The sequence below is a fragment of the Staphylococcus sp. GDY8P45P genome, assembly GCF_017892745.1.
GTDB lineage: Bacteria > Bacillota > Bacilli > Staphylococcales > Staphylococcaceae > Staphylococcus > Staphylococcus cohnii.
In genome coordinates this window covers 71401-95227 of the sequence record NZ_JAESLS010000006.1, presented here as the reverse complement: position 1 = coordinate 95227, position 23827 = coordinate 71401, and the positions used below count along the sequence as shown (strand labels likewise).

The 23827-nt window shown below is 32.5% G+C and carries 20 protein-coding genes and 3 pseudogenes; 2 read left to right on the top strand and 21 right to left on the bottom strand.

Annotated features, from left to right (window positions below):
- Positions 1-56: 56 nt before the first annotated feature.
- The 15 genes and pseudogenes from pgsA to rbfA all read right to left on the bottom strand — a co-directional run bounded on the left by pgsA (position 57) and on the right by rbfA (position 15897).
- Positions 57-635 carry a CDP-diacylglycerol--glycerol-3-phosphate 3-phosphatidyltransferase gene (pgsA, locus tag KA873_RS05175; RefSeq protein ID WP_107384813.1) on the bottom strand — a complete coding sequence of 193 codons (579 nt, stop codon included), beginning with the start codon at positions 633-635 and terminating at the stop codon, positions 57-59.
- A gap of 51 nt (positions 636-686) precedes the next feature.
- A complete protein-coding gene (locus KA873_RS05170) occupies positions 687-1079 on the bottom strand; it encodes a helix-turn-helix domain-containing protein (protein ID WP_107384814.1) in 393 nt (130 codons plus the stop codon).
- 31 nt (positions 1080-1110) lie between these two features.
- The gene (locus KA873_RS05165; protein WP_019468706.1) at positions 1111-1941 is read right to left on the bottom strand and encodes a DUF3388 domain-containing protein; all 831 of its coding nucleotides are present in this window, start codon (positions 1939-1941) and stop codon (positions 1111-1113) included.
- 192 nt (positions 1942-2133) lie between these two features.
- Positions 2134-2838: an elongation factor P 5-aminopentanone reductase gene (gene ymfI, locus KA873_RS05160; protein WP_107384815.1), complete on the bottom strand. Its 705-nt coding sequence runs from the start codon at positions 2836-2838 to the stop codon at positions 2134-2136.
- 3 nt (positions 2839-2841) lie between these two features.
- Positions 2842-4128: an EF-P 5-aminopentanol modification-associated protein YfmH gene (gene yfmH, locus KA873_RS05155; RefSeq protein ID WP_107386239.1), complete on the bottom strand. Its 1287-nt coding sequence runs from the start codon at positions 4126-4128 to the stop codon at positions 2842-2844.
- Positions 4128-5417 (bottom strand): EF-P 5-aminopentanol modification-associated protein YfmF, encoded by a 1290-nt coding sequence (gene yfmF / locus KA873_RS05150; protein ID WP_107505167.1) that lies wholly within the window; start codon positions 5415-5417, stop codon positions 4128-4130. The genes yfmH and yfmF overlap by 1 nt, the downstream gene beginning before the upstream one ends.
- Before the next feature lie 10 nt (positions 5418-5427).
- Positions 5428-6141, bottom strand: coding sequence for a GntR family transcriptional regulator (locus KA873_RS05145; protein WP_107505166.1), 714 nt, complete (start codon positions 6139-6141; stop codon positions 5428-5430).
- 2 nt (positions 6142-6143) lie between these two features.
- A pseudogene (locus KA873_RS13745) lies at positions 6144-7598 on the bottom strand (DNA translocase FtsK); the annotation flags it as partial.
- A 104-nt stretch (positions 7599-7702) separates the two neighbouring features.
- Positions 7703-8579: pseudogene (locus KA873_RS13740) on the bottom strand (cell division protein FtsK); the annotation flags it as partial.
- 278 nt (positions 8580-8857) lie between these two features.
- Positions 8858-10531: a ribonuclease J2 gene (rnjB, locus tag KA873_RS05135; RefSeq protein WP_019468700.1), complete on the bottom strand. Its 1674-nt coding sequence runs from the start codon at positions 10529-10531 to the stop codon at positions 8858-8860.
- Between the two features lie 353 nt (positions 10532-10884).
- Positions 10885-12993 (bottom strand): polyribonucleotide nucleotidyltransferase, encoded by a 2109-nt coding sequence (gene pnp, locus KA873_RS05130; protein ID WP_107384819.1) that lies wholly within the window; start codon positions 12991-12993, stop codon positions 10885-10887.
- 155 nt (positions 12994-13148) lie between these two features.
- Entirely contained in the window at positions 13149-13418 is a 270-nt protein-coding gene (gene rpsO / locus KA873_RS05125; RefSeq protein ID WP_019468698.1) for a 30S ribosomal protein S15, read from the bottom strand.
- Between the two features lie 105 nt (positions 13419-13523).
- Positions 13524-14495 carry a bifunctional riboflavin kinase/FAD synthetase gene (locus KA873_RS05120; RefSeq protein WP_107384820.1) on the bottom strand — a complete coding sequence of 324 codons (972 nt, stop codon included), beginning with the start codon at positions 14493-14495 and terminating at the stop codon, positions 13524-13526.
- 13 nt (positions 14496-14508) lie between these two features.
- On the bottom strand, positions 14509-15426 hold the full coding sequence (gene truB, locus KA873_RS05115; protein WP_107505341.1) for a tRNA pseudouridine(55) synthase TruB: 918 nt from the start codon (positions 15424-15426) through the stop codon (positions 14509-14511).
- Positions 15427-15552: 126 nt separating this feature from the next.
- Entirely contained in the window at positions 15553-15897 is a 345-nt protein-coding gene (gene rbfA, locus KA873_RS05110) for a 30S ribosome-binding factor RbfA (protein ID WP_019468695.1), read from the bottom strand.
- Positions 15898-16318: 421 nt separating this feature from the next.
- On the opposite strand from rbfA, the gene KA873_RS05105 reads away from it, so the two are divergent.
- Together KA873_RS05105 and KA873_RS05100 are read left to right on the top strand one after the other, a co-directional pair.
- Positions 16319-17191 carry an HTH domain-containing protein gene (locus tag KA873_RS05105; protein ID WP_107521388.1) on the top strand — a complete coding sequence of 291 codons (873 nt, stop codon included), beginning with the start codon at positions 16319-16321 and terminating at the stop codon, positions 17189-17191.
- A gap of 304 nt (positions 17192-17495) precedes the next feature.
- A pseudogene (locus tag KA873_RS05100) lies at positions 17496-17938 on the top strand (transposase); the annotation flags it as partial.
- Here the strand turns inward: KA873_RS05100 and KA873_RS05095 are convergent.
- The 6 genes from KA873_RS05095 to rimP form a co-directional block, all read right to left on the bottom strand.
- Entirely contained in the window at positions 17927-18922 is a 996-nt protein-coding gene (locus tag KA873_RS05095) for a hypothetical protein (protein WP_154409274.1), read from the bottom strand. The pseudogene KA873_RS05100 and the gene KA873_RS05095 sit on opposite strands and share 12 nt — an antisense overlap.
- Before the next feature lie 315 nt (positions 18923-19237).
- Positions 19238-21352 carry a translation initiation factor IF-2 gene (gene infB / locus KA873_RS05090; protein WP_107386097.1) on the bottom strand — a complete coding sequence of 705 codons (2115 nt, stop codon included), beginning with the start codon at positions 21350-21352 and terminating at the stop codon, positions 19238-19240.
- Positions 21353-21356: 4 nt separating this feature from the next.
- Positions 21357-21674 carry a L7Ae/L30e/S12e/Gadd45 family ribosomal protein gene (locus KA873_RS05085; RefSeq protein ID WP_019468439.1) on the bottom strand — a complete coding sequence of 106 codons (318 nt, stop codon included), beginning with the start codon at positions 21672-21674 and terminating at the stop codon, positions 21357-21359.
- Positions 21671-21955 carry an RNase P modulator RnpM gene (gene rnpM, locus KA873_RS05080; RefSeq protein WP_019468440.1) on the bottom strand — a complete coding sequence of 95 codons (285 nt, stop codon included), beginning with the start codon at positions 21953-21955 and terminating at the stop codon, positions 21671-21673. The genes KA873_RS05085 and rnpM overlap by 4 nt, the downstream gene beginning before the upstream one ends.
- A 15-nt stretch (positions 21956-21970) precedes the next feature.
- Positions 21971-23167, bottom strand: a complete 1197-nt coding sequence (nusA, locus tag KA873_RS05075) for a transcription termination factor NusA (RefSeq protein WP_107384967.1) — start codon at positions 23165-23167, stop codon at positions 21971-21973.
- 23 nt (positions 23168-23190) lie between these two features.
- Positions 23191-23658 (bottom strand): ribosome maturation factor RimP, encoded by a 468-nt coding sequence (gene rimP / locus KA873_RS05070; protein ID WP_019468442.1) that lies wholly within the window; start codon positions 23656-23658, stop codon positions 23191-23193.
- Positions 23659-23827 lie beyond the last annotated feature (169 nt).

The window sequence follows — 23827 nt, the reverse complement described above, 5'->3', positions numbered from 1 at the left end:
TGTGCTTTAAAAAACACTTTCCAGTTGAATTCATGATTGTCAGAATTAAACTCATATTATTTGGCTTTGAATACATCTCTACCCTTATAGAAATATTCAATACCAGAAAGAACAGTAAAGAATACCCCAATGTATAAAAGCACCTGACCTATTGGAAAACCAATCCACGTTGCTAATGGGTCACCAAGTAAAATCCATACTAGCGCTATCATCGTAACGGCCGTTTTAATTTTACCTAATTGCCCAGCCGCACTTACAAAACCTTGTTCGATTTGTAATAATCGCAACCCTGTGACCGCAAACTCACGTGCAATTATGATAATCGCTACCCAGGAGTTTGTTAATCCAATTTCAACTAATGCTATCAAAGCACTTGAAACAAGTAGTTTATCTGCTAATGGGTCTAAAAATTTTCCCATATTTGTAACGAGTTGCCATTTTCTTGCTAAATAACCATCTACAAAGTCACTTAACGAGGCAATAATAAAGATAACACCACTAATCAATAATTCGATTCTAATTTCATATCCACCAATAAAAGTTACATTACCAAAACCAAAATCTACTAAAGCGAATAATAGAAATACTGGAATTAATATAACTCTAAAAACAGTTATCCAATTCGGAATATTCATTTCAAATCCTCATTTCTATATATAACTTACTACAAATGCACGAAAATATTTTTATAAAAATAATACTGCTAATATCCACAGTATGGCAGTGATAATAATCACCAGACTTATTACTACTGCTAACTGCAAAGGTTCTTTGTTTTTACTGCGATAACTAGGTTGATGATCAGAAGAAAAAGCGTCAATTGTATCTTTCAAGTTATTATCATGATTAGGAATTTCATCTCTATGTGCATGAATAAGCTGTTCAGCATCAATATTTACAGCCTTTGCATATTTACGGATAAAACCTTCTACATAATCTGCATTTTTAAGTGACTCAAAATCATTTTTTTCAATGAGTGTCAAAGTTTGACGTTTAATTTCTGTTCGATTTTCTAATTCTGTTAATGTCATACCTAATCTTTCGCGACGTCCTTTTAAAGTTTGACCAACTAAACTCACGATGTTAGTCCTCCTCATCCATTATCTTTTGCTATTCAAAAAATCCAAAACCTCCACCGAAAACATCGTCACCGAAATCAAGATTATTTTTACTTTTTACAGTGTGTTTTTTCATTTCTTCATAATGGATTTCTTGATTTTTATTTTCTCTTAGTTCAATGATGTAATCAAAATCACTCATCTCATAATCACTGGTTTCTACAAATAAATCAGGATGCTCTACAACTTTAATTGCTGGTAAGCTCATAACCTCTTTTACTAATTCTTGATGTTTTTGGTTGGATTCTCTTGCCGTAACCGCACCATCAATAATATAGACGTGATCAGAATCATACTCACCTTTTATGAGTGAACTACGAACAGTTTGCTTAATTAAAGTAGAACTAATAAATAACCAACGTTTGTGTGCACAGACACTACCGGCTACAATTGATTCAGTTTTACCCACTCTTGGCATACCTCTAATACCGATTAATTTATGACCTTTTTCTTTAAATAATTCGGCCATAAAATCTACTAATAAACCCAAATCTTCTCTTTCAAAACGAAATGTTTTTTTATCAGCAGCATCTTGTTCTATGTATCTGCCATGTCGTACTGCCAATCGGTCTCGCAATTCTGGTTTACGCAATTTAGTAATAGAGATATCATCAATTTCACTAACGATATTTTCAAATCTACTAACTTTTTCAAGGTTATCAGATTTAATTAATAGACCTCTTCTACCTTCATCAATACCATTTATAGTAACAATACTTATACCCATCATACCTAACAAACTGGAAACATCACCTAGCAGTCCGGCTCTGTTCATTGTTATTTCATATTCTAAATACCATTCTTTTTTTGCAGCAACTGTCATGGCATATACACCCCTTAGTTTATAAATCACAGCAATTAGCTTTGACTAAAATCTATCACATTTCTAGTTATCTATTAAATGAAAAAAGCATAGTACAGCACAAATAATTTTAAATTGTAATGTAATGAATGATATTGATATTATATCATTGAATGTTTCACAAGTGGTTTATTTTTTCAATTATATCAAAAATTATAAATACCAAGCGCCATTCACTTTTTGTATTGTACCAGTCACACTTTTAGCTAATGGATTGCAAAGGTAACTACAGGTATGTGCAACTTCTTCAGGCTCAATAAACCTTTGTTGTGGTAATTCTTGAGTCAAAGTTTCAAGCTCACTTTCTCCCCAAGCTTTTAACATATTACCGCTCACAAAACCGGGTGCGATGGCGTTCACAGTGACTGAAGTCATTGATAGTTCTTGACTCAATGCTTTTACGAAACCAATTTGAGCTGATTTCATCGCCGAATAGATCGTTTCCATACTTGCACCTGTTTCTCCCCAAATTGATGAAATAACTACAATTCGACCATTATGACTTTGTCGTAACTGGTCTACAAAATATCTACATATTCTAATTAATTGGCGCACATGAATTTGATAATGCTCATCAATCATTGCATCTGTCATATCTTGCAACTGACCATACAACGCGGTTCCACTGGCATAAATAAGACAATCTAAATTTTTTATAAAATGAAAATATTGATTGAAATCATTTACATTGCGCAAATCGCATTGTATAAATTGTACTGAACTATGGTTGAACTGAACGTTTAGTTGATTGATATCAGCATTATTGTAATGGATGATGACTTCATATCCATCAGACAACAAACGATTAACGATTGCAGAACCTATAGATCCTGAACCACCTATAACCAAAGCTTTCATTGTTTATTTCATCTCCAAACGACTATCAACAATTTGGGATAAATTCAAACACGTTTGCGCCGTTTCATTTACGCTTTCTAACGTAATACTTTCTACAATATCTAATAAATCAAATAAACTTACACCTTCAAAATAAAGTTTTGTGTATTGGTTTGCTATATATTCAGGGGAATTCAAACCGGATATAAACTCTCCAATAAATTGTTTTTTCAATAAATTAAACGCTTCTACATCAGTTAAATTACCCTGTTTTGCTTCTAGTTCATCTAATAGTAATTTTTTTAACTTATCTGGATGTTGTGTTGCACTGGTAATCATGGAAAAGCTATATGTAGGTTCTAATACAAATTGATAACCAAATGTTTCATCTATCAACTCTTTATTAAGCAACATTTGATAAAAATCAGTTTCTTCACCAAATAATAATTCAAAAAACAAAGTCATTTCTAAATCTTTTTTTACTAATAATTTATCTGGCACATCAACTAATGGTGTATTTTTAAAGCCAAGCATAATTCTAGGTGATTGTAACTTCATCTTTTCAGTTACTATGTTTTCTCTTACGCTGTCTTGTTCTGTTAACGGATCTCTTACTATTTGAGATTGATTCGTTTTATCTCTTTGATTTTCATGGTCTGCAACAACATTGTAAATATGGTCTACATCTACATCTCCAACAACAAATAAAACCATGTTAGAAGGATGATAAAATGTTTCATAGCAAAGATATAAATCTTCTTTAGTTATTTCATAAATACTTTCTACACTACCAGCTATATCAACTCGAATTGGATGTGATTCATACATAGCTCTCAACGTATTAAACATCATTTTATAGCCAGGCTGTTCTTGATACATTTTAATTTCTTCAGCAATAATACCTTTTTCTTTATTTACAGATGCCTCAGTAAAGTACGGTGTTTCAACCATCGTTAACAAGCGTTTTATATTGCTTTCAACATTATCTGTTGCACTAAACAAATAACTTGTTCGGTCAAAACTAGTAAATGCATTTACTTGTGCATTATCTTCTGCAAATGCTGTGAATAAGTCTTCTTCTTCATTTTCAAATAGTTTATGTTCTAAAAAGTGTGCAACACCATCTGGTACAGTAACATAATCTTCACTACCATGTGGTTTGAATTTACGGTCTAAAGAACCAAATTGCGTTGTATATGTAACAAATGTTTTCTGGAAGCCTGTTTTAGGTATCACAAATAGTTTTAACCCATTATTCAACTCAGTTTCATAAACAGTTTCATCTATTTGCTCGTAATATGTGCTTTGCATTATTGTTGACCTCCTTTCGTTAGTATATAAATTGTATTGAGTTCTATGTTTTTCACTAATTCTATGATTTCAGATTTATTAACATCTTGAATATGTTTAATGTAATCATCCTCTGATATATCATGCTCTAATAAAATATTATTATTCAATATCTCTATGATACGTTTAGGACGATCGTACGACTCTTGACGTTGAGAAATAATAATTTTCTTAGCAAGTTCCAGTTTTTCTTCGCTAAATTGACCTTGCTGGAACTTTTCAAATTCCGCAATAATTGTATCTTTTGCTACGCTATATTTATCAGATGAAACACCGCTAAGCACAAACATAAAACCATTTTTTGCATCTATTTGCGAATGAATTGAATACGCTAAACTTTGTTTTTCTCGAACTTCGTTAAACAAAACGGAAGAGGGATCTCCGCCAAACATGGTATTAAAAACAACACTAGCAAAATATTGTTTATCTCCAAATTGTACTGGCAGTTTAAATCCAATATTTAATTTAGCTTGGTCCACTTCATCTGTCTCAACGATCTCTTGTGGAACTTTATCTGCTTGTGGTACTGGCGTCGCATGAGATTGTTTGAATTGGAATGGTTTTATATCAAAATAAGTTTTGATTTGAGAATTTACTTCTTGTTCATCTACATTACCTACGACATAAACAGCACAATAGTCGTTCTGTAGCATAGATTGATATGTATGATATAAAGTTTCGGGTGTTATATTTGCTATGTAATCTACTTGCCCTGTTGCTAGGTGACGATACGGCTGTTCACCAAACATATACTTCAATAAATTTAAAAAAGATATTTGAGATTTATTATCAACCATTGCTTCTAATTTTTTAGTTAGTAAAGCTTTTTCTTGTGAAACAAAGTTTTCATCAAAACTATCATTAGAAACTAAAGGGTGCCAAATCATTTCTGTTAACAAATCTAAACCCTTTTCAAATAATGGTGTTTGATCAGTAAGATAGCGTTCGTTGACTAACTCCAATGATATCGTTATGACATGCTTGTCTTTAAATTTTGAGACAAAACTATTAACATACGCGCCATACAATTCTGAAAGATGACGGTTAAACGCCTTGTCTGTCGGCCATTTTTTAGTGGCACGCACAAGTAATTTACTGAGTATTGATCGCGCTGTCATGGTTTCACTATCTAACGGGGCCATAAATTTTAAAGTAATTGTGGTTGTTTTGAACTTTGTTGTTGGTAACACATTAATATGCAAATCATTTTGCTGTTCATTTATTTTCAAATTGTCAAACCTCACTTTCATAATTTTGTTATTATATACTATTTCTAACCGTTTTAAATTTTACTAAACTACTTTTGAAATAATTAAAAGAATAAAGTATTGGTTGCTCATTTTTATCATAATGAATTAATTTCAACAACATAAGCCCTTCATGTGGTGAGGCATCCAATATGTCTGATATATGTGGTTCATAACCAATAGCCTCTATCTCAGTTTCTGCATATGCAACTTTTTTCGAAGCATAATATTCAATTGCGTTTAACAACGATTCATCACTATTTTGATACTGCGCACATGTTAAATCTTCTGCTGGTAGCTTATCTAAGCAATAAACAACTGGCATACGGTCAGCCATTCTCACGCGTTCAATAATTGTTACTAACGCTTTTTCAGGAAGATTTAATCTCTGGGCATCTAAAGATGTCGCAGGTTTTTCGTCTAAGCTTATATACTCCGTACTCGCATGATAACCTTGATTTTCAATCATTTTACTGATACTAACCAATTCATCTAATGGATAGAAGAACGGGTGCAGCGTTTTAACACTTGCACCTTCTTCTAAATTATTAGATAACACTTGTTCAGTAATTAGTTCATCAACTGCATCGTATACGTCATCTGTTTTAACATTTAATTTTCTAGCAACTGCAAGGTTACTAGGTAAAGCATCTCCTGGTTTCAATGCTCTCGTATTTATCTCTTGTATCAGCCATTCTTTTACTTTATAAACAGAAGTCAATTCCATATTTACACCTCATCACTATCTAAATCCACAAGTATTTGTCTAGGTTTACTGCCTTTTTGTGGTCCAATCACTTGATTACGTTCTAAATCATCCATCAATCTAGAAGCACGGTTGTAACCAATTCTAAATTGTCTTTGTAATAACGATGTACTTGCTTTTTGTTGTTCAATTACAAATAAATACGCTTCATCATACAAGGCATCTTCACTCTTCATTTCTGATTTTTCAACAGGCGCATCTGGTTCCATTTCTTTTACATAATTCGCTTTTTGTTGCTCTACGACATAATTTACAATGTCTTGAACCTCTTGGTCACTTAAAAACGCACCTTGAACTCTGGTTCTAGTAGATCCACCATTAGCAACATAAAGCATGTCACCTTTACCAAGTAATTTATCTGCACCACCGCTATCAATAATCGTTCTAGAATCTGTTTGTGAACTCACAGCAAAAGCAATTCTAGAAGGTATATTATTTTTTATTAAACCAGTAATTACATCTACGGAAGGACGTTGTGTTGCGATTATTAGGTGAATACCTGCTGCACGTGCCATTTGTGTGATTCTTTGTATTGCGTTTTCTACTTCTTTACCAGCAACCATCATTAAATCTGCTAACTCATCTACTATAACAACAATATATGGTAACTCAGATTGTTTCTCATCTAACTCTTCATTTTGTTTTCTAATTGCTTCATTATATCCCTCAATATTTCTAGTAGAAGAATGTTGAAACAAGTCATACCGTCTTTCCATTTCTGCTACTACTTTTTCTAAAGCTTGTGATGCCTTATGCGGATTGGTTACAACAGGTATGAGTAAATGAGGGATACCATTGTATATATTTAATTCTACCATTTTCGGATCAATTAACATAAGTTTAACTTCGTGTGGCTTTGCATTTAATAGGATACTTGTAATAATACCATTGATACAAACAGATTTCCCGCTTCCTGTAGAACCTGCTACAAGTAAATGAGGCATTTTGTTAAGTTCTACTGTAATAGGGTCACCTGAAATATCCCTACCTAGTCCTACTTCTAACTTATTAGAAGCAGGAAATTTTTCATCTAATACTTCTTTTAAAGAAACAAGCGAAATTTTATCATTCGGTACTTCTATACCTACAGCAGATCGTCCAGGTATTGGTGCTTCGATACGTATGTCCTTAGCTGCTAAGGCTAAGGCAATATCGTTATGCAGATTAACAATCTTACTCACTTTAACCCCTTGAGCGGGTTGTATTTCATATTGTGTCACTGCTGGGCCTATTTTAATCTGAGTCACTTTAGCATCTACACCAAAGTTTTTCAATGTGTTTTCTAACAACTGCCCCTTTTTCTGCACCTCTGCTTTAGAAGTCGATTTCTGTTTAGTTGGTTGTTTCAATAATGTTAATGGTGGTATTTTATATGCTTCATTTTCTACTTCTCCAGCTTCAGATATGGAATTTGAAGCCGCATCTTCATCTTGTGCTTCACTTTCTTCTAATTCATTAACTGGTTGATCAATGATTACGTTATCTTCTGGATTTGATTCTTGGATTGTACTTTGATTATTTTGATCAAATACGCGTTTCGCTCTCTTGTTTTGAGTTTGTGTTTGTTTATTATCTTCATCTTTATAATCGTTATGTCCATAAATTGGAATTGATTGTTGTTCAGGAGTGTTGTTACTTATCTCTGGTAGATCAGTTACATCCTTAACATTATTTTGAGTTTGTGCTTGTTCAGTTGCTTTTTCGGCTTTTTTTTCGGCTTTTATACGTGCTTTAGCATCTTTTTTAATTTTATTTTCTTTACGGCGTTCTTTAAGATTTGCAGAAGCATCTTGACTTTTTACTTTCATCTTTTCAAAAGCAACTTTAGACACATCTCTATGTCTTTGTTTTGTCAATAAGATAAAACTAGAAGCTATTAATAATAGCGTTACAATAATTACACCGACAATTGAAATGAGTGGTATAAATAATGCCAATAAGTAATGTCCAAATAATCCTCCACCAAAATTTGGAAATGTATTATGTTCATAAGATTTATAAACATATGATAACACGGGTTCTCTTAATGATTGAGCTCTATGCATGAAATAGTACACTGTTTGAGTCACAAGTAATAATGCAATTTGTAAAACAAATGCACCTGTTGTACGTCTTGTCTTCGGCAATGCCTTATAGTAAGTAATAAATACAGTACTTATCAAAATTAAGATATAAGTTAAATACCTACTTGTGCCAAATAAGTAATTAAAAAAACTATCTATCATTGTGCCTATAATGCCCAATTGAAAAACACCAAGAATGATAGCAATAAAAATTACTATCGCAATAATATATCTTAATGGACTATCACTTTTCCTTTTTTTATTATTTGCAGTTTTTTTTCTTGTATTCGATGTTTTTTTCTTTGTTGTTGAGCTCTTTCTCGTTTGTGCCAACATTCACACCTTCTTTTCAACTCTGTTTTTTCGATATGTATATGAATCATATTTGTGTATTTTAATATCAAGTGATAATACAAATTATAAATATGATTTTAAATTCTATAAAAATCATTTTATTATATACTTATAATAACATAAAAGAGGTAAGACATTATTCGCTCCAGTATATTTAAAGGTTGTATATATCTTGTTTAGATATAACATATATACAATTTACTTTTAAATAACCTTACCAAAGCGTCTGTCTTAACCTCTTTATTTTAGAATAGAAATTATTAAATTTCAGATATTACCGGAATAATCATTGGACGGCGTTTTGTATTTTCAAAAAGCAATTTGCTTACTTGATCACGCATATTTTGTTTGATTTCTGACCATTCAATACGTTTTTCTTGTAAACCTAATTCAACGATTTCACGCACTTTTTCTTCAGCTTCATTTAATAAAGCTTCACTTTCCCTTACATAAACAAAACCACGTGATTGAATTTCTGGACCAGCGGCAATTCTACGATTCTTGGGATCTAGTGTTACGACTGCGATAAAGATGCCATCTTCAGCAAGTAAATGACGATCACGTAACACGATGTTACCAACATCACCTACACCAATACCATCAATGAGCACATTGCCGGAATTGACCTTCTCATTTAAAATCATTTCTTCACCATCATAGTTTACTACATCGCCTTTTTCCACTAGGAATATTTTCTCAGGTTGGACGCCAGCTTCATTAGCTAACTTAGCATGCGCAATTTGCATTTTAAATTCACCATTTACCGGAATGAAATACTCAGGCTTCATGATATTAATCATCATTTTTAATTCTTCCATGCAACCATGACTTGAAGTATGAATTTTTTTGCTGTTGGGAATGATTTCTGCTCCTGCACGAACGAGTTCATTAAGCGTATTTCCAACAATCACTTCCATATTAGCAGACGCAGTAATTGCTAAGAAGACCGAATCTCCTTCTTCAATATTCATTATCTTATGTTTCTTTTGTGCCATTTGGCTTAATGCTTCAACTGGTTCTCCTTGCATACCAGTTGCAATAATTATTACTTCATTTTTTGGATAATTTTCAACTTCATTAATTGGTATTAGTAAATCCTTGGAAATATCAAAATAACCAAGTTTTCTAGCAATATTAAATGAACTTTCTAACGAACGCCCTAGGAAAGATACTTTTCTATTTAATCTTTGCGCAATGTTTAAAACCTGTTGAATACGAATAAAATTAGATGCATAGCATGAAACAATCAATCTACCTTTCACCTTTGTAAACGCATCATACATATGAGATTCTATCACGTTTTCTGGCGTGTTATAACCTGGCTTTTCTGCTTCAGTCGAGTCACTGATCAAAGCAAATACACCATCTTGTCCAACTTCAGTCATTTTTTTCAAATCTGGAGCATAATGTCCTTGTAAACTTTGATCGAACTTGAATTCCCCAGTGTATACAATCGCGCCATAAGAAGTGTGTATACAAACACCTAAACTATCTGGAATACTATGTGTAGTGTTAAAGAATGTGACATTAACACCTTTAAAGCGCATAATTGATTCATTATTAACAGTATAATATCTAACTTTCTTATTTACATTGCGAGCCTTCATATTTTCTTTGATTAATGCAATTGTTAATTTAGAACCATAAACAGGCGCATCAACTTGCTCAAGCACATAAGTAACAGCACCTATCGCGTGTTCATGGCCGTGCGTTAGGAATATACCTTTTAATCTGTCTTTATTTTCTATCACATATTGAATATCAGGAATAACAATATCTACACCCAACATTTCATCTTCTGGAAACATCAGTCCCGCATCTAACATAAACATTTCATCGTCTACTTCAACGATATACATATTTTTCGCAATTTCCCCAACGCCTCCGAGAGGGATAATACGAATATTTTTATTCTTTTTCTTAATTAAACTCAAAATGTTACCTCCTATTTAAATTACCCGTCCATATATAAACTCATAGTTTATTATAAGTTAAAATAGGCCTTATGTACACTATTAAAGTAGCTACTTTAGTTGTTTTAAAATATATAATTGGATGATTTATTTTTATGTAAAAGCGATTCTAACGTATGCAATGATGTATTTGTAGCGCTTTTTATGTATATATTCACATTTATTTTTAGCTTTTTGCTTACTCCTATCTAATTATCAATGCTGAAATATTAAAAAAAGAAACCAGTGATATGACTTGAACTTTTCTACAATAGAATTAAAATAATTCTATTGTAAGCAGTTCTCATCATTTTACCAGTCTCTAATAATAAACATTATTTAGTATTATTTGATAACAATGCCTTATGTGAAGCATTTACTCTACCTTGTTTATCAATTTCTGTAACTTTAATTTTAAATGTGTCTCCTACTTTCAACACATCTTCTACTTTATCAATACGCTCATTAGCAATTTGAGAAATGTGTACAAGTGCGTCTTTACCTGGGAATAATTCAACAAACGCACCATATTTTTCAATACGTTTAACTGTACCGTTGTATATTTCTCCAACTACTGCTTCTCTTGTAATTTCGTCAATGATACTACGCGCTTTTTCAATCGCATCTTTATCTACTGCACCAATAAATATCGTTCCATCTTGTTCGATATCTAATTTAACGCCCGTTTCATCAATGATTTCATTGATTTTTTTACCACCCGGACCAATTACATCTCTAATTTTTTCAGGTTTAATAGACATCGTAACAACCTTAGGTGCAAAGGCACTTAGTTCACCACGTGGTGTATCAATTGTTTGTAGCATATGATCTAATATGGCCAAACGACCTTCTCGAGCTTGGTCTAATGCTTCTTTAATAATTTCTTTAGTTAAACCATCAATTTTGATATCCATTTGTATAGCTGTAATACCTTCAGATGTACCAGCTACTTTAAAGTCCATATCACCAAGTGCATCTTCCATCCCCTGTATGTCAGTTAATATGGTATAACTATCGTCACGTGTAACTAATCCCATAGCGATACCAGCAACTGGGGCTTTGATTGGAACACCCGCATCCATCAACGCTAACGTTGAGCCACAAATAGAAGCTTGTGATGATGAACCGTTTGATTCTAATACTTCACTCACTATTCTCACAGTATATGGGAAATCTTTAACATCTGGAATGATGTGGCTAAGTGCGCGTTCTCCCAATGCACCATGTCCAATTTCGCGTCGACCAGGTGAACGAACTGGTCCAGTTTCACCAACTGAATAATTTGGGAAGTTATAGTGATGCATAAAACGTTTTTGTTCTTCTTCACCAAGACCATCTAGGATTTGATATTCACTCATCGAACCTAATGTTAACACTGAAAGTGCCTGTGTTTGTCCTCTTGTAAATAAACCTGAACCATGCGCTCTTGGTAAAATACCAACTTCAGATTCTAATGGGCGAATTTCATCTGTTTTACGACCATCTGGTCTGATTTTTTCTTCTGCTATGAGACGTCTTACTTCTTCTTTAACCAAGTCATCTAATATACTGTAAACTTCTTTGATTAAAACTTCATTCTCATCATCATTTTCATCAACAAATTCTGATGCAACCTTCTCTTTAAGTTCATCTAAATTAATATCTCGTTGTTGCTTATCAAATGTTAACACGGCATCTTTTAAACCATATGATGCAGTTAATGATTTTACCTTTTCAACGAGTGTTTCATCTTTTTCAACAGGAACAAATGCTTTTTTCTCTGGTTGAATATGATCGATAATTTCTTCTTGGAAGCTAACTAGACGCTGAATTTCTTGGTGTCCAAAGAAAATAGCTTCAAGCATTTCATTTTCTGTAATTTCACTTGCGCCTGCTTCTACCATATTTACAGCATCTTTATGACCAGCTACTTCTAAATCAAGTCTAGATACTTCTTTTTGTGCAACGGTAGGGTTAATCACATATTCTCCATCTATATAACCAACGTTCACGCCTGCTATTGGACCTTGAAAAGGTATATCAGAAACACTTAATGCCATTGACGAACCTATCATTGCTGCCATTTCAGGAGAGCAATCAGGATCAGCACTTAAGACTGTATTCATTATTTGTACGTCATATCTATAACCTTTAGGGAACAAAGGTCGAATGGGTCTATCAATTAATCGTGCAGTTAACGTAGCTTCATCACTCGGACGGCCTTCGCGTTTTTTAAAGCCACCAGGTATTTTACCTGCAGCATACATTTTTTCTTCGTAGTTAACCATTAATGGGAAAAAGTCACCATCACGTGGTTCTTTTGACGCTACTGCAGTAGATAAAACGACTGTATCACCATATCTAACAAGTACTGCGCCGTTAGCTTGTTTAGCTAATTGTCCGGTTTCAATCGTTAAAGATCTATTTGCCCATTCAGTTTTGAAAACTTTTTTTTCTTGAGACATTACGAATCTCCTCTCATTTATCTGTTAATCCTATCATATCATTTATTAATAATGATTTATATTAGTATATAGTTTAATGAATAATTATAAATGCTAAAATTATAAAAAAGGGAAAGACCCCAAAGGTTCTTTCCCGATAAATATACGTCTAAAGATTAACGACGGATACCTAATGATTTAATTAATTCACGGTAACGTTGAATATCTTTGCTACGTAAGTAGTTTAATAAGTGTCTACGACGACCTACCATTTTTAATAATCCACGACGTGAATGGTGATCTTTCGTATGTTCACGTAAGTGAGTGTTTAATGCAGTGATTTCTGCAGTTAACACAGCGATTTGTACTTCTGGAGAACCAGTGTCCGCTTCGTGTGTACGATATTCTTTAATTAATTCATTTTTACGTTCTTGTGAAATTGCCATAGTCAATTTCCTCCTTTTATTTTTATGCGCCTTTATCCGAGCAATCGTCGGAGTCTCGAACTGCCAAGATAAAGGTGCCTTGTATGTGTGTGTAACACATCAGACTTAAATATTATATGATATTTCGTCACCAAAATCAACAGAAAGTAAATATTTCGCTTTTTCTTTATCCTTATTCATTTGTTCAACTAAAGGATCTATACCATCAAATTTAACTTCTGGTCTTAAATAATGATGCCAATAAACGATAACACGTTCACCGTATATGTTTTCGTGGAAGTCAAACAGATTCACCTCTATGACAACTTGTGCTTTAGAAGGATCATGAAATGTTGGTTTGACACCAACGTTGGCAGCTCCACGATAAATCTTATCATTTGCACCTATTTTCATACTCACGGCATAAACACCATTTTTAGGCAGTACGTAATCTCCACTCGGCTCTACATTCGCTGTAGGAAAACCAATTGTTCTTCCACGTTTTTCCCCTTGTACAACCATGCCTTTTATACGATATCGATATCCAAGCTCATCGTTTGCCTTTTGTAAGTCACCTGTTTTCAGTGATTTTCTAATATCTGTTGTAGATATTTTCTCCGATTCAATTTCTTGTTTACTTACGATAGTCGTATTAAAATCCGACATTTCGTCTAAAATCATCATGTTACCTTTACCAAATTTGCCAAACGTAAAATCAAAACCTGCAATTACTTCTTTTACATGGTTATTAATGATGTATTCCTGTATAAATTCTTCTGCACTTACATTCGCAAATTTAGAAGAAAAATTAATGACAATGCAATAGTCAATCCCGTAAGATTCTAATATTTCTATTTTATCTTGAATCGGAGTTAAGTAATCCGTACGTTTAAGTTCAGGATTTAAAACAACAGAAGGATGTGGATCAAATGTCATCACAGCTTTCTTTAAATTCGATGCCTCTGCCTTTTTTTCTAAAGTATCAAATACCTCTGCATGACCTTTATGCATGCCATCAAAAAAACCAAAAGCCATTGCTACATCTTCTGATATATACTGATCTTCTTGAATCGGATGAGTTACTTCAATTACTTTCATGGCTATTTCTCCTTTAGTTAAATACCTTCTTCGGTTTTATTTCATAAGGCTTCTCAGGATGTGGTGTATAAATTGCTAATGCCTTATTATTTAGTGTATCAAACATCACAACCAACGTATCTATGGATTGGTCAAAATCATTCGTATCAAATTTTTGACCATTCAATATTTTAAATCTTTGACTTTCATTTGAAATGTTGATTTTTTTCAAACCTCTCAGACCATATTCTATCGGAAAAAGTTTTTCCTGTAATGTTTCGTGCTCATGTAGTGATTGTATATCTTCGATTGTAAGACTATTTTCAATATCAAAACCACCACTTTGTATTCTTGTTAACTTTGACATATGTGCTGGTAATTCAAGCGCTTTTCCTATATCTGTTGCCAACGTTCTAATATAAGTACCTTTACCACATTTTACTATGATATCAAACTGGCAACCTTGATTTTCAAATCGTAGTTCAGACGCTCGCTTAATGTCGAAAATCTCGACTTCTCTTGAAGGCCTTTCGACTGTTTCATTTTTTCTTGCATATTCATAAAGCTTTTTACCGTTAACCTTCACTGATGAATACATCGGTGGGATTTGCGTAATTACACCTTCAAAACGTGCTAAAGTGTTATCTATTTGTTCCTCATTAAGTGCGTCTTCATCAATAGCCTTTTTTTCTAAAATTTCACCTGTCTGATCTTCTGTAGTGGTACTAAAACCTAAATATACAGTTGCAAAATAGGTCTTTCCCATTTCCATAATATAATCGCTCACCTTAGTCGCTGGACCTATACATATGGGTAATACACCTGAAACTTCAGGATCTAATGTACCAGTATGCCCCACCTTTTTGGTTTTTAAAATTTTCCTTAATTTAAATACAACGTCATGGCTTGTTAAGCCACGTTCTTTGTACACAGGTAAAATACCATTATACATTTTAATGTCACCTTCAATCGTTCTTTTATTATCATTCCTTACTTATATTAACACGACTCAATAAAGAAATGGTTATAAAAAAGCTGAAACAAACATCTCAGTGAATGTTTGTTTCAGCTTTGAAAATTAATCATTTTTGTGTAAATCTTGTATCATTTTTTCAATTTTATTTCCGTAGTCAATAGACTCATCGTATTCAAATTTTAAATCTGGTACAATTCTTAAACGCATTCTTGAACCAATTTCAGATTTGATAAAACCTTTTGCTTTCTCTAAACCTTTAAACGTATCATCAATTTGTTTGTCATTACCAAGTACAGTTAAATAAATTGTTGCAATAGATAAATCATTCGTTAATTGAACTTCTGTTATTGTTAGGAAACCAATTCTAGGATCTTTTACTTTATTGTTAACAATGTCCATGATTTCTTGTTTCATTTGTTCGCCAACACGTTCAGCTCTCATATTCATATATTTCACCTCACAAATATCATTCATACATGTATATTTATCTTACTTAAAGATTATATGACAGTTCATTTCACAACGTCAAACAAACTTCATTCTTTTTTTAATAAAAAAAATTTAATTGCTAAATCAATAATAAATCAAAAAGGTAATTGTTATGAAACGATAAAACATTATTTCCATTACAGTTAGGCACAATTATATTTCTTAAGTGTTATAGCCTGAAACTTTATTACATTTTTATTTTTAAATGCTGCGGTAGTTTATAAAATTTACATTGAATTTTATAAATGATTACTATTTAGGAAACAACTAAGTTTTTAATTTATTTTATATTGTTTTACACATTATAGAAAATATCATGCTATAATTCAAACTAATAAAATATGAATTGTTCTATTGAAATTGTTAGGAGCGTGTATACTTGGATAAATCAGAAAGACTACTTTATATTTTCACTCGTCTATTTAATGGGAAAAAATTAAGCAAAGAAGAACTCGCACAACAATTAAATGTTAATGTAAGATCAATACAGCGAGACTTTAGTGATATAAACAATTTTTTATATGAAGACCATGAATGGGAAGGACTAAATGCAAGAATTGTTTATGAAAACAATATAGGCCGACATCGCATAAGAATAGATCGCTATAAATTTAAAAATAATCGGTTACTTAATCTGCTATTTAGAATGAAAAATTTCACGCCCAACATTCATATCGATACATATAATTTAATTAGAGGCCTAAACAGTAATTCGAATCTAGCTGAAAAATTTTTATCTAATACATTACTCAATCAATTTACAATCAATCACGAATTAACAGAATCAACACTTATTTATAAAATACAACTTGCCATACAAAATAAACAGATTATTTCGCTAAATGATGTTGATCATCAAACATATAAAGTTGTACCAGTATATACAAGACATTTCAAAAATAAATATTGGATTACTTATATATATCAGAACAAAATTTATACGCAAGATTTAAATTCAATACTTGATATTCATCAATTTGATGAAGCTTTTGACGAAAATATTTTTCTACAAGTCCCGACTGTCACTATGAAATTCCGTTCATCTATATGGGAACAAATTCAACGTCAATTTATAGTCCTGAATGCTCAAAATAACGAAGCATTCATTGAAGCTGAACTCATTATTTCAAAAAGCGAATGCCTACACTTAGCATATGAATATCCACAAGAAATCATTTTATTAAAGCCAGATCATTATGTGGAAGATTTCAAAAATAAAATCAAATCGTTATTTAAGCATTATCATATTTAACTGCATACTAAAAAGGCCGGGACATAAATCCCATTCTCAAAATAAGAGGGCAAATCCTTAACAATGGATTTGCCCTCTTTATATTTAAAATCTTCCGATTTTGATCGTGCATGCTTGCCTGGGGATATGGCTCGAGCCTGTAGTCTCTCGCTCATATCATTTCCCCGGGCGTCAGCACGTTACAAAATCAGTACAATTTGCATTTTTTATTCAAAAAAAGAAGGGCATTTCGTATAATTTAATAAACACTACTAAACCAAATTAACGAGTTGCCTTATGTATAAAGATTATAACATGACTCATATTATACGAATGTGATGATTGTTTAAAATGTCCACTTAAAAATTTATGTATGAAAAACAATTCAAAAACGAATAAGAAGATAATGAAGCATTTTAATTTGGGAGTATTTTAAATCTCAAATTAATCAGCAGCTTTCAGAACTAGGAACTAAAAAATCTAAAGTCAAAGAAAAATTGATGTAGAACCAGTTTTTGGATTCATGAAGGCTATTTTGGGTTTCACTCGAGTGTTAGTTCGAGGGGTAGACAAAGTCAAAAGAAAATTAGAGTTTGTCTTAATGGCATTGAATGTAAGGAAAATAGTAGCTCAACGAGCTACACTATTTGGTAAAAAAAGAAAACGACAATTTCTACATTATTTCAATAGAAATTATCGTTTTCTGTTTAGTCAGAGACATTTATGTCCCGAACCTTTTCAGTCATTTCAATTTTACTAACGTGGTAATGCTTCCTTATATTGGATAGCTTTAAGTTTTCTTATAAAATCCGAATTGCCTAACTCTCGCTCTTTTTTTTGTTGTTGATTCCACTTATAATAATCTATTTTATTTAATGACTCTTTCTTTTTTAAACGCTTAACATGCTCTTTATAACTCAATACATTACATGCTGTGATGTGTCTATTCTGTTTAGATGAAAGCACAAACAAATTGTCAACAAGGTATTGATGTAATTCACTATTAGTAAAATTTTTAAAAATTGAAATAAAGAGTTCTTCTTCACTTACAATATAAATCCGCCTCTTATCATCATTTATAATTTTTAATAATAGTTCAAAATTCATAACTTGAGATGGTAGATAATGATTAAATGTTAAAAAATCTTTTGGTATACCTGCTGTATGGCCAGTTTGATATGGAAAGAAATTCATAACCATCACTCTATTTGGATTAATATTAAATTGCTTTAATATAGACCCATTGCTATAGATATATTTCTTAAACCAACAATGATGATCTATATAAGGAAGAAATACTTTTTGTCCGTTTAAATTCAACTCACCTTGGATATCTTGCAATATTCTATTACGATAATGTACTACCATTTCTTCTGGTAATGAAGGGTCATTAATTATAAAATCATTCTCAGCCTTTTTTTTCAAAATCACTATATCTGCTATTTCAGGATTTCCAAAATATGGTCTTGCTATGGCTGGACTTAATACTGCATCATTTTGTACAATTCGTTGTCTGTGCTTATTAATTTTCACTTTCCCATTTGCAAAATCAATCAACTTTTTAAATCTTGGGATATTACTAAAATCTTCACCAAAATTTCTTTTGAAGTATGCTAAATCTTGTGGGTGTAGAAAAGCGGTTGTGTCATGTCTTTTTATTATTTCATTTAAAGTATCTAAGTCATAAATAGAGTTATATTGATCCAAGTATTCTTGCCAAAATTCATTTATTTCTTTTAAGTATTCACTCATCACTTATAACCTCCTATTTATGCTAAGTTTAATTAAGTACATAGACAGTTAGTGTCCAGATTAAGGTAACAAGCAATTTTACTTAAACTTTTTTAACTCGTTCACAACGCTTAATAAAAGGCTAAATTTTCAAATAACTATGCACTTAAAGCTAAACATTAAAATAAATTATAAAAATAAACAATTATTTTAAATGATTCAAAGTTACACATGCTCTTACCCAAAAGATAACATATTTAAAAGAAAAAAACCGTAAGCTAACACTATAAGTTAGCCTACGGTTTTATTTTTCTTATTTATTTAAAATAACTATCTTTATCTTTTAATTTCAACCATTTCGAAAGCTTCTATAATGTCGCCTTCTTTTAAATCGTTATATTTTTCAATTGTGATACCACATTCATAGCCTTGGGCTACTTCTTTAGCATCGTCTTTATAACGTTTTAACGTGTCCAGTTCACCTTCAAATTGAACAATACCATCTCTGATAACACGGACACCCGCATTTCTCGTAATCTTACCATCTGTAACATAACTACCAGCAATTGTACCTACTTTTGAAACTTTAAATGTTTGACGTACTTCTGCTTGGCCAATCACTTGTTCTTCGTATTCTGGATCTAGCAAGCCTTTCATTGCAGCTTCTATTTCTTCAATAACGCTATAAATGACGCGGTGTAATCTCATGTCTACACCTTCTGTTTCAGCTGCACGTTTGGCACCTGTATCAGGTCTTACATTGAAACCAATGATAATACCATTTGATGCATTCGCTAAGGTCACATCGGATTCGTTTATCGCACCTACTGCAGTGTGAATAATACGAACATTAACACCTTCTACTTCAATTTTCATTAATGAAGCTGCAAGTGCTTCTACAGAGCCTTGGACATCACCTTTAATGATGACATTTAAATCTTTCATTTCACCTTGTTTCATTTGTTCAAATAAATTATCTAGTGAAACGCTCTTACTTTCTTGACGTTGTTGTAAAACATTGGCTTCATGACGTGCTTCTCCAATACGTCTTGCTTGTTTCTCATCTTTAAACACAACAAAACGGTCCCCAGCTTGTGGTACATCATGAATACCTGTAATTTCAACAGGAGTAGATGGCTTTGCAGATTTAATTCTTTGACCTAAATCGTTAACCATCGCACGAATTCTACCATACGTATTACCAACAACCAATGCATCTCCGACATGTAGCGTACCATTTTGTACTAGAAGTGATGCAGATGGACCACGTGATTTATCTAATTCTGCTTCTATCACTGTACCCACTGCTTTTTTATCAGGATTAGCTTTTAGTTCTTGTATTTCAGATGTAAGTACAATCATTTCTATTAAATCTTCAATACCATCACCGCTTAAAGCAGAAAGTGGTACGAAAATTGTATCGCCACCCCAGGCTTCAGGAATCAAACCATATTCAGTCAATTCTTGCATTACTCGGTCTGGGTTAGCAGTTGGTTTATCAACTTTATTAACAGCTACAATTGTTGGTACATTTGCCTCTTTGGCATGATTAATAGCTTCTATCGTTTGAGGCATTACACCATCATCTGCTGCTACTACCAAAATTGTAATATCAGTTACTTGTGCACCACGTGCACGCATCGTTGTGAATGCAGCATGTCCTGGTGTATCAAGGAAAGTAATTTTTTTGCCATCATTTTCAATTTGATAAGCACCAATATGTTGTGTGATACCACCAGCTTCACCTGCTGTTACTTGTGTGTGACGGATAGAATCCAATAATGTTGTTTTACCATGGTCAACATGTCCCATAATAGTAACGACTGCTGGTCTTTCTACTGCATCTTCATCTTCAGATTCATCATCAAAATAAATTGATAAATCTTCTTCATCAATAACAACTTCTTTTTCCACTTCCACACCATAATCATCAGCAATCAATTCTAATGTTTCATCATCTAATGCTTGATTAATGTTAGCCATTATTCCTAATAAGAATAACTTTTTAATAATTTCTGAAGAATCAACATTAATTTTCTCAGCAAGTTCTCCCACTGTTATACCTTCTTGATAAGTGATGTTTGAAGGTATTTCTTTTGGTTCTTCCTGTTTAGTTTGTTTGTTTTTATTGTTATTTTTATTGTTCTTGTTGTTCTTCTTATTTTTGTTATTATTTTTATTATTTTGCTTGTGATTTTGATTACTATTATCTTTTTTATTAGCATTAGACTTGCTATTTGATGATTTCTGTTGATTTTGACCTTGTTGTTTTTGTTCTGATTGATTGGATTTCTCTGGTTTATAAACTTTATCTAATGCTTTTATTTGGTCGTCTTCTAACGTTTGCATATGGCTCGTTACCTCAACGTCCATCTTCTTTAATTCGTCTATAATATCTTTACTTTTTAATTTTAAATCTTTGGCGTATTCGTAAATTCTTATTTTACTCATATAGTCACTCCTTACGATATTCATCTATCATTGACACTAACTTTTTAGCAAAGCCTTGATCAGTGATTCCAATGTTAACTCGTTCTGCTTTACCTAAAGCTTGTCCTAATTCAGCTCTCGTTCCAAATATACGAAATGATATATGGTAACTTTCACACTTGTTCTGAAACATTGTCATTGTATTTTCAGAAGCATCAGTTGCAATAATTACGAGCTTCAATCTATTTTTCTTAATGTCATTTAAAATGACTGATTCACCTGTTTTAACTTTTCCAGCACGCATTGCTAACCCTAAAAAATTCACGATTTTCTCTATAGTCATTTAGGTATCTCTTCACGATAAATAAGACGTATAATTTCCTTATATACAGGATTTAGAGTTTCTGCATCAACCTTAAAGTATTTTTCTAATACACCTTTTTTTTGTGCATCTTCTACTAATTTAACATCTTTTGATACATATGCACCACGACCTTGTTGTTTTCCAGTTGCATCAGCAAAAATTTCGCCTTCTTTATTAATAACAACTCGAATCATATCTTTTTTAGGGTGCATGTCGTTTGAAAGTATACATTTACGCATTGGAATTTTTTTCTTTTTCATAAAGCTCACTCCAATTTATTTTTCAGCGTCTTCTTCATCCAAGCTATCTGTTTCATCATCTTTTTTGAAGTCATTAATTTCTGTATTAACGTCTTCTAAATCAATGTCTGTGTTTTGTTCAATATTTTCAACATCCTCAGTTTCAATCGCTTCATCTGTAGGATAAACGCCTTCAGCTCTAGCATCACTTTCTGATTTTATATCAATTTTCCAACCAGTTAATTTGGCAGCTAAACGTGCGTTTTGTCCACGCTTACCGATTGCTAAAGATAATTGATAGTCAGGCACAACAACAACCGTTGATTGGTTTTCTTCATCAACAATAACTTGTAGTACTTGAGAAGGGCTTAAAGCATTTTTAACAAATACCTTCGGATCTTCATTCCATTGAACAATGTCAATTTTTTCGCCACCTAATTCTTCTACAACCGCTTCAACACGGGAACCTTTAGCACCTACACATGCACCTACTGCATCAATATCTGGATTATCTGAATGAACGCTGATTTTAGAGCGATCTCCAGCTTCACGAGCAACTGATTTTACAATTACTGTACCGTCAAAAATTTCTGGTACTTCTTGTTCAAACAAGCGTTTTAATAATCCTGGATGGCTACGTGAAACGTAAATTTGAGGCCCTTTTGTAGTTTGCTCTACTTTATTGACATATACTCTAATTCTCTCATTAGGAATGTAGCTATCATTAGGGCTTCTTTCAGCTTCAGATAAAACAGCTTCTGTGCGTCCTAAATTAACGTATACATAACGATGATCGACTCTATCAATGAGACCATTAACAATATCATCTTCTTTATCGATAAACTCATCATATAATATTTCACGCTCAGCATCGCGTAAACGTTGCATTACAGCTTGTTTCGCAGCTTGTGCACCTACACGTCCAAAATCACTTGGCGTTACATCTTCTTCGTAGATATCACCAACTTCATATGCTGGATTTTTAACTAGTGCTGTACTTAAGTCGATTTCTTCTCTATTATCCATTACTTCTTCTACGACTTGTTTACGAGCAATCACATGAAATGTACCTTCATCCATGTTTAACTCAACGCGTACACTTCTTGCACTGTCATAGTTCTTTTTATATGCAGTAATCAGCGCTGCTTCAATTGCATCAATTAAAACTTCTCTTGGAATCTTTTTTTCTTTTTCTAAATATTCAGTTGCTAATAATAATTCATTACTTGACACGATTTATCATCCTCCTCATCACATTAAAGCATTACAGCATGACGTGCTTTAGCGATTTTATTTCTTGGAATTTCAACTTGTTTCTTCTTTGATTTTTCTTTTACTTCCATAATAATCGTTTCACTTGTTACTTCTTTTAAGATACCTAACCATTCTTTTCCACCTTCAATAGGAGCATATAAAGAAACGTATATCGGTTTTGAAACAGCATTTTGGAAATCTTTTTCTTTTTTTATAGGTCTTTCAGCACCTGGAGAAGCTACATCTAAATAATACATTTCTTGAATAGGATCTTCTTCATCCATAACTTCACTAATCTTTTCAGAAGCTAGGGCGCAATCGTTTAAATCGACGCCACCTTCTTTATCAATGGATACTCTTAAGAAGTAATCTTTTCCTTCTTTTGTGTATTCGACTTCAACTAATTCGAAATTTAAGTCGTCAAGGACGGGTTGAATAATTGATTCAACTTGCTCAGTTACTTTACTCATACTGACCTCCTTTTTTGGCAAATAGAAAAGAGCGGGTATAACGCCCACTCTTCCTGCCTGAGTCTAATTTTTTAAGCAATATTATTATACCATATGTTTATTTCCTATACAAACAACTATATCTTTTCATATAGTATGACAATAACTAATATCAAATTTTTATAAATTT